The organism is Limnothrix sp. PR1529 (genome assembly GCF_002742025.1).
Classification (GTDB): domain Bacteria; phylum Cyanobacteriota; class Cyanobacteriia; order CACIAM-69d; family CACIAM-69d; genus CACIAM-69d.
Window position 1 is genome coordinate 1 of record NZ_LIRO01000094.1, and the last position, 6,950, is coordinate 6,950.

The 6,950-nt window shown below is 54.6% G+C and carries 6 protein-coding genes; 5 read left to right on the plus strand and 1 reads right to left on the minus strand.

The genetic code is table 11. The annotated features are described in order from the left end of the window. Window positions 1-502: 502 nt before the first annotated feature. Window positions 503-775 (minus strand): hypothetical protein, encoded by a 273-nt coding sequence (locus AMR42_RS13415; protein WP_099534176.1) that lies wholly within the window; start codon window positions 773-775, stop codon window positions 503-505. A gap of 380 nt (window positions 776-1,155) precedes the next feature. On the opposite strand from AMR42_RS13415, the gene AMR42_RS13420 reads away from it, so the two are divergent. The 5 genes from AMR42_RS13420 (at window position 1,156) to AMR42_RS13440 (ending at window position 6,943) form a co-directional block, all read left to right on the plus strand. Further along, window positions 1,156-1,836, plus strand: a complete 681-nt coding sequence (locus AMR42_RS13420) for a recombinase family protein (protein ID WP_099534177.1) — start codon at window positions 1,156-1,158, stop codon at window positions 1,834-1,836. A gap of 272 nt (window positions 1,837-2,108) precedes the next feature. Then, window positions 2,109-2,306 carry a hypothetical protein gene (locus AMR42_RS13425; protein ID WP_099534178.1) on the plus strand — a complete coding sequence of 66 codons (198 nt, stop codon included), beginning with the start codon at window positions 2,109-2,111 and terminating at the stop codon, window positions 2,304-2,306. After that, entirely contained in the window at window positions 2,299-2,703 is a 405-nt protein-coding gene (locus AMR42_RS13430; RefSeq protein ID WP_099534179.1) for a hypothetical protein, read from the plus strand. Before AMR42_RS13425 ends, AMR42_RS13430 begins: the two co-directional genes overlap by 8 nt. 12 nt (window positions 2,704-2,715) lie before the next feature. Beyond that, window positions 2,716-3,105 carry a hypothetical protein gene (locus AMR42_RS13435; RefSeq protein WP_099534180.1) on the plus strand — a complete coding sequence of 130 codons (390 nt, stop codon included), beginning with the start codon at window positions 2,716-2,718 and terminating at the stop codon, window positions 3,103-3,105. A 592-nt stretch (window positions 3,106-3,697) separates the two neighbouring features. Next, window positions 3,698-6,943 carry a plasmid replication protein, CyRepA1 family gene (locus tag AMR42_RS13440; RefSeq protein ID WP_099534181.1) on the plus strand — a complete coding sequence of 1,082 codons (3,246 nt, stop codon included), beginning with the start codon at window positions 3,698-3,700 and terminating at the stop codon, window positions 6,941-6,943. The last annotated feature ends 7 nt before the right edge of the window (window positions 6,944-6,950 follow it).

Sequence of the window (6,950 nt, forward strand, 5' to 3'; positions counted from 1 at the left end):
TTCCCTGGGGCCCCAGGGAAAGGTACGATTTGCCTAAAAACGCTGAAAGCTATGCCCTGACAGTGATTTAGCGATTTTTGGCGGTGGGATTGGATTTTGCAACTGGCACAAAATAGCTTCCGCAAATCTCTGCGGAAGGGGTTTAGCATCCCCACCAGAACGCGCGCGATCGGGAAACCACAGAAAAAACACAAACAAACCCCCAAACCGTTATGGCACGGGGGATTGGGGGCTTATTGATCGATCGGGCTGATTAGCCAGAATTTACCCGGCCTTGCTGCCTTCCAACCGGGGTATCGATCGCTAAAATCCCCCGATATCGCGTGACGTTGTAGCGATCGTTCGGAGATAACCACCCCTTGCGCGGCCAGCAGTTTTAGGAAGTCAGCAGTCGAGAGCGTAGGGCGATCGGGTGGGATGGGCACGGCCACCGGCTTGATACCTGGGGCCGAGTCCGGGGCATCACCGGGGGGCGTTGGTTCCACTGGGGCGATCGGTTGGGCTATGCCGCGATCGCCCCGTCTGACTTTTTTAGTTCTGCAATCTCAGCATGGATCGGAGCCAATGCTTGCTGCAATGCGTCCTGTATTGCGCTCTGCAATGCGCTCGTATCGCGTTCGTAATGCGGCTGTATTGCGGCTGTATTGCACCCTAGATCCTGCGCAATCAGCCCAGCGATATAGGCAGTGCGATCAATTCCCAACTCAGCAACCTTGGCATCGATCGCAGCAAGCATCTCAGCTTCCAATCGTAGGCTCACAGTCTGTTTTGCCATGATGTATTGCGCTCGTAATACGAACGTATTGCAGGGTATCACACTCGCAATACGGACGCAATACGTTTCGCAATACGGACGCAATACGTTTCGCAATACGGACGCAATACGTTTCGCAATACGGCTGTAATACGTTTCGCAATACGGACGCAATACGTTTCGCAATACGGCTGTAATACGTTTCGCAATGCAGCGCAATACGGACGCAATACACTACGTATTGCGATTTTGTCAAGCCTGCCCCGATTCTGCGATATCCTCAGACCAAATTAGACTTTGGCCTTTTATTTGCAAGCTTTCTGGCTACTTTAGTGTTTAAGTTATTGAAATTTTCTGAACAGTACGTTAGGCTGTAATTACTGAAGCGAAAGGACTGAACCATGAAATTGGTAGGTTATGCACGGGTAAGCAGTGATTCTCAGGCAGACAACACCTCGATCGACTCTCAGATCGAGCGCATCAAAGCCTACTGCCTTGCGTTCAATCATGAATTGGTGGAAGTGTTCACCGAAGTTGCCAGCGGTAAGAATGCTGACAACCGGCCCGAGTTTCAGGCAGCACTTGACATGGTGCGCGATCATGCCGATGGCATCGTTGCCTTAAAGCTCGATCGGATTGCCCGCAATACCCGTGACGTGCTGGCCCTGGTGGAAGATACCTTGCAACCGGCTAACAAGGCCCTGGTGTTGCTCGATCTGAACGTAGACACCAGCACCCCAACCGGCCGCATGATCCTGACGGTGATGGCTGCTGTGGCTCAACTAGAGCGCGATGTCATCAACGAACGCACCCAAACCGGCCGGGCTGCTAAGGCCAGCAAAGGGGGCTATGCCTACGGTGCGCCTAAGTTTGGAGCCAAGGCTGTTGATGGGGAGCTGGTGGCCGATGAAGGGGAGCAAGCCGTGATTGATGTGATCCGCCGTCACCACAAATCAGGCAAGTCATTAAGGGCGATCGCAGAGTATCTGAACGCGCAAGGCTACAAGCCAAAACGTGGTAAGCAATGGAGCCATACCAGCGTCAAGGTCATCATCGATCGGCTCTATAGAAAGGCAGCATGATCGCGCGGCCCGTGTTCGGCCCTTAAGGATCGAACACGGGCGATTTCATTTCCGACTAGTCAGAAACGAAATTGGCTGCAAAATTTACGCGCCCCAGGGGGATTCCGCTGGGCTAGGGGAGTACCCCCCTTTCGATACGATTATCTAAAGGGGTTGCCTAATAGAAACCACGCCCCAGGAAAACAGAAAGCTCTTGCCACGGGTTAATACATGCCCATCACCCCTGATGAATGGTCGGGATTGGATACCGACGACAAAAGGAGCGATCGCCTGTGACCGATCCGCAAAATGAGATAGAACCTTTGGAAAATCGCCATGCTGTCACCCATCCCTCTCTTTGTAAGGCGATGGGGCGTAAATACCAGCTTGGAAACTTGAAACGCATCGAACCAACCAAAGACCCCATCCTCAAGTGGGATTGCGTCTTTGAAGGGGAGCAAACCAGTTTTGAGGATGACCGCAATGGATGAAGCCAAAAACATCTGGATTCAGTACGTTGCCAGCCAAGATCACCCATTGCCTGAAGGGGTTGAATCGGTCATGCGATTGCCCTTTGGGGGCTTTACCTGGCTGCTGTCTGAGGAATGGTCGTTTACTGGGAAATTGCCTAATCCGGGCGATCGGCCACGGCTCTATCGCACCAACTATGCGGATGGTGGCGATGATATGCAGTCGCGTCCAGGCGATTGGGTTGTGGAAGCAGTGGATTTGTTTGTTAGTAACAAGCCCACTCAAACTGAATACGAGGCGATCGCCGTCTGTACTTGTCGATTTGCGCCCGTGCCTCAACAGGAACAGACGTGGCGTGAAGTTCCCAGAGCTTCCCAGAACCTTGCCATGGCTGAATCTGTTCTAGAACCGGCTTAGGAGCGATCGCCCATGACCATCGAAGCTCGCGTCACCACGATCGAGAGCCAGCTACAGCAGCTCACCGGCACGGTGATGACCTTGGCTCAAACCAACTTATCGAACGCTTCCCACATCGCTGGGCTGATTGAGGCTACGGCCTCCAATACCCGCGCGATCGATAGCTTGCGTCAGGTCACAGCCGATTTAACCCAAGCGATCGCAGCCCTAAACGAGCGCATGGATCGGGTAGAACAGCGCATTGAGCAGCTCGATCAAAAGCTGGAAGAGCGCACCGATACGATTCTTGAGGCGATCGATCGGGGCATCGCCCAAGCCTTTGAACCCCTCCAAACACAGATCACCGGCTTGCAAACAGAGATGCAGCGGGTGATTGAAATTCTAGGAGAATTGCGCCCATAGCCTCGACCGTTTGAAGTTTCACGGACGGCTTTCTAATGGAAAAATTACCACTACTCAATTTGATTTATACTCCGCAAGACACACATTTTTTTTGAAAAGTAGATAGTATTCGCATACTATCTACTTTTCGATTAGAAGCATCTTTTCGGCGAACTTTGAAAAATAAGCAATTTCACACACTCCATACCCTGATCGGGTTTCAAGAAGCACCCACTTTAAAATGAACAGGGTTGATCACCTGGGGAAATAGTCTATAATCGGGGGAGGCAATACGATTAACTACCGTGATTCAAATTTCTCTTCAAGAGAGAACGCAACTGCTCTGTTTTCGAGCTAGTGATACCCTCGGAAAACAAATCAATGAACAATCATCAAAGCTCAACATCTCTCGGAGCCAAGTTCCTCCTAGTAACCCTCGATCAGTTTCTAGGAAAGAAAGCAAAAACCCCGGCAGCATGAGGCTTCCGGGGCTTTCGTAGTTTCAAATGTAAACCCATTTTTCAATAGTTGAAAACGCCACACAGTCGCCAAACTTCGCGCGTTTTCACTTCAGAGAAATGGATGCCGCTCCAATGGAGCAAGGATTTTGTTTATGGGTATGACCACCCACACTTTAAGTTTAGCAACAAACCCGGCTTGCGTATATATCATACCTGAAAACCGCTCACCACAACGGTTTCAGGGTGAATCCACCTCGATTATAGCGCAATCGCCACAATCCAGCGGGGGATTAGCGGGATTAGACCCGATCGCCCACTTTCGCCATGAATTTTGCCAGGGCAGTGCGATCGCCCCAGAGCTGTTTGCGATCGCCGTCCAAGTTCGGCATGAGCTGGAAACCAACCCGTACACCCATGAGGCCGAAGGCTGGCCTATCCATGAGGCGTTGGGATGGAAACCCCCAAGCCGTGACTACCAAACCCGCAAGCCCCATCGCTTTAGCGCGGGTGCTTTCCTGCTACAGGAAAGCGGTGAGGTTTGGCAAATCAAGCCCCAGAACCCCCGGCCCAACCCAGAAAAGCCGGGGCGATTCAACAAATACGAAACCCCTACAGGGGCTGGTAGCAGGGCATATTTGCCACCGATTAACCGTCAGACCTTGCGGGCAATTTGCAAGCGCCACGGGCTGTATTTTGCCACCGTGCGTGATGAAGTCGAGGCGATCGGCTCATTCTGGGGCTGGGTGGCCAGCCGGGCCGATTTGCCTATCATCCTGACTGAAGGGGCCAAAAAAGCCCTATCGCTGCTGTCAAATGGGTTCATCGCGATCGGTTTGACTGGATGCACCGGGGGCTATCGGGCAACGGATGATATCGGAAACCCGCTAGCCCGGCCCCATCTGATTGCAGACCTACAGCCGTTTGCCAGCCAGGGCCGAACCATCACGATCGCCCTTGACCGTGACCTGAAGCGCAAGACGATCCAAAACGTCTGGAAAGCCACCCACAAGCTGGCCCGACTTTTAGAGCAAGCGGCTTGCACCGTGACGATCGCCCGCTGGGATAACGCCGGGGGACGCGATAAGGGCGTTGATGACCTGATTGTCAATCAGGGGATAGCCGCATGGGAGCAAGCCCTGGCCACCGCCCGGCCGTTGCGTGAGCTGGCCATCCTCCACAAGCTCCAAAACCCGCTGGGCAGCTACGAACCCAGCATGGTTGTGGACGTGCCGGACTTGGCCAAGGCGATCGACCCGCGATCGATTCCCAGCACCGGAACCGTGGTTCTGGGAAGCAAAATGGGCACGGCGAAAACCAAGATGATCCGGCTGGTTTTGGACTGCCTGAAGGATATCTACCCCAACGTGATCGCCCCCGGCCACCGTGAAGCATTGCAGCGTGGGCTAGCCGATCGTCTGGGGCTGGATTATTTGCACGATACCGATCGGTTCCGTGGCCAAAAGCTGGGCAAAGACGGGCAACCAACCAAGCGCCTAAGCCTTTGCTGGGATTCGCTCCTGTCGATTAATCCCGCTGACTACCCCCCCGGCTCCTACATCTTTGTGATGGATGAGGCCGATCAAGGCTTGCGCCATCTGATTTTGGGTGCAACTTGCGGCAAAGATGGCAAGCGGCCGGCCTTGATGGAACGGGCGATCGAGCTGATTAAAAATGCCGGTTTGGTGATCCTGGCTTCTGCTGACCTGACGGCGATCGAATTGGACTTCATCGCTTCTATTCGCAACGAACAGCCCTGGATTCTCGAAAATACCTACCAGCTCAACTGCTGGCCAGTCGAGTTTATTGGCAGCAAGCGCGGGCTAGCCAGATCGACCCGTGCGGCCAAAATCTCGGTTATTGCTCGACTATCCAAGACACTGCGAAACGGCCGGCGGGTTTTCCTGGTAACCGATACCCAAGCCACGGCCGAACGGATCGAGCACTTAGCCCTAGAGCTGGGGCTAAAAAACTCAGAGATCCTACGCTTCGATCGCAACACCAGCGCGGATCCGCTACCCCGTGCATTCGCAGAGAACCCCGATCAATTCCTATCGGAACACAGGATCCGGCTGCTGATTTGTTCCCCAGCGCTCACCAGCGGGGTATCGATCGAGGGGGACTACTTCGATCGGGTCTACGGGATTTTTGAGGGGCAATCGATCGCCCCGTGGGACGCTATGCAGCAATTGGGGCGCGTCCGTAAACCCGTGCCCCGGATCGTCTATGCCGCGTGGTTTGGGCGGTCAAGTTCCTTAAGCCAGGGACGCTGGGTCAAGGCCATCCAGAAGGATATCGATCGGCGCACCAATGCGATCGCGGGGGCCATGGGCGATCGGGCGATCATGGAAAACACCGATCGCACCAGCTCCCTAGCCACCTATCGGAACGAAGCGCTGGCCAGCCAAAACGAGGCGATGGCTGATTTTGGGCTTGAGATCCGATTGAGGTTGGAAGCGGCTGGCCATGCCGTAGAGGTTGCGCCGATCGAGGAGCTGGTAGAGCTTTTCGAGTCCTCAAAAGATCCCGCACTTGAGGATGCGATCGAGCTATGGGCGATCGTTGGGCAACGGGTCAATGAGGCCCGTTGCCAGGGGATTCTAAACGCTGAGGCGATCAACCCGGAAACGGCCAAAACCCTGAGAGAGAAGCGGGTTCTGAGCTTTGCCGATCGCGAAAAGTTAGAACGCTTTGAAATCTGTGATTTTGACCGGATCGACCCCAACAGCCTGACGATCGAGGCGGTCAAGGCCGACAAGCGAGGCAAGCGGCGGCGGGCGATTCTAGCCCTAGAGGATCTGCTTTGGGTGGATTCGGCCTTGACCCGCGATCAAGGCAAGGTCGATCGCCTCACCCAATGGGGCCAGCCGCTTCCCGCGCAAGATCTCCCAATGGGGCAACTCAGGGCCGTGGGGGGCAATTACTTTGGCTGGCTGGATATCCTGGCATGGGCGATCGAGCACCCCTGGTGGAACCCAGACGATTGCTCCACCCTAAAAACCTTTGCAGATCGCCTGCGGGATAAGCCAGAGGAATGCCGGATCGTGTTCGGGTTCACCCCCCATCGCTCAATGAGTAATCAGCAAATTTTTGGGCAATGCTTGGCCGCGAAAGAATTTAAGGCTCAATCGAAACGGCTAGGCACGGGCGATCGGCAACGGGTCTACGCGATCGCCCCTGAGTCGATCGAGTCGATCAAGCGCACCCTGAACGCGCGAGCCGAAAGCTATAGAACACAAGGGTTTCAGCTACGGCCACACCCCCTAAGCAAGCTCCTTATAGAGGGTGTGGCCGCACAGGCAGAGAAGCCAGGGGAGAACCCCCCAGAGAAGGAAGCCAATCGCCCGATCGCCCCCCCGATCTCGCTCCATCCACCCCAACCCGACCGGGCGATCGCCTAGCAGCCCC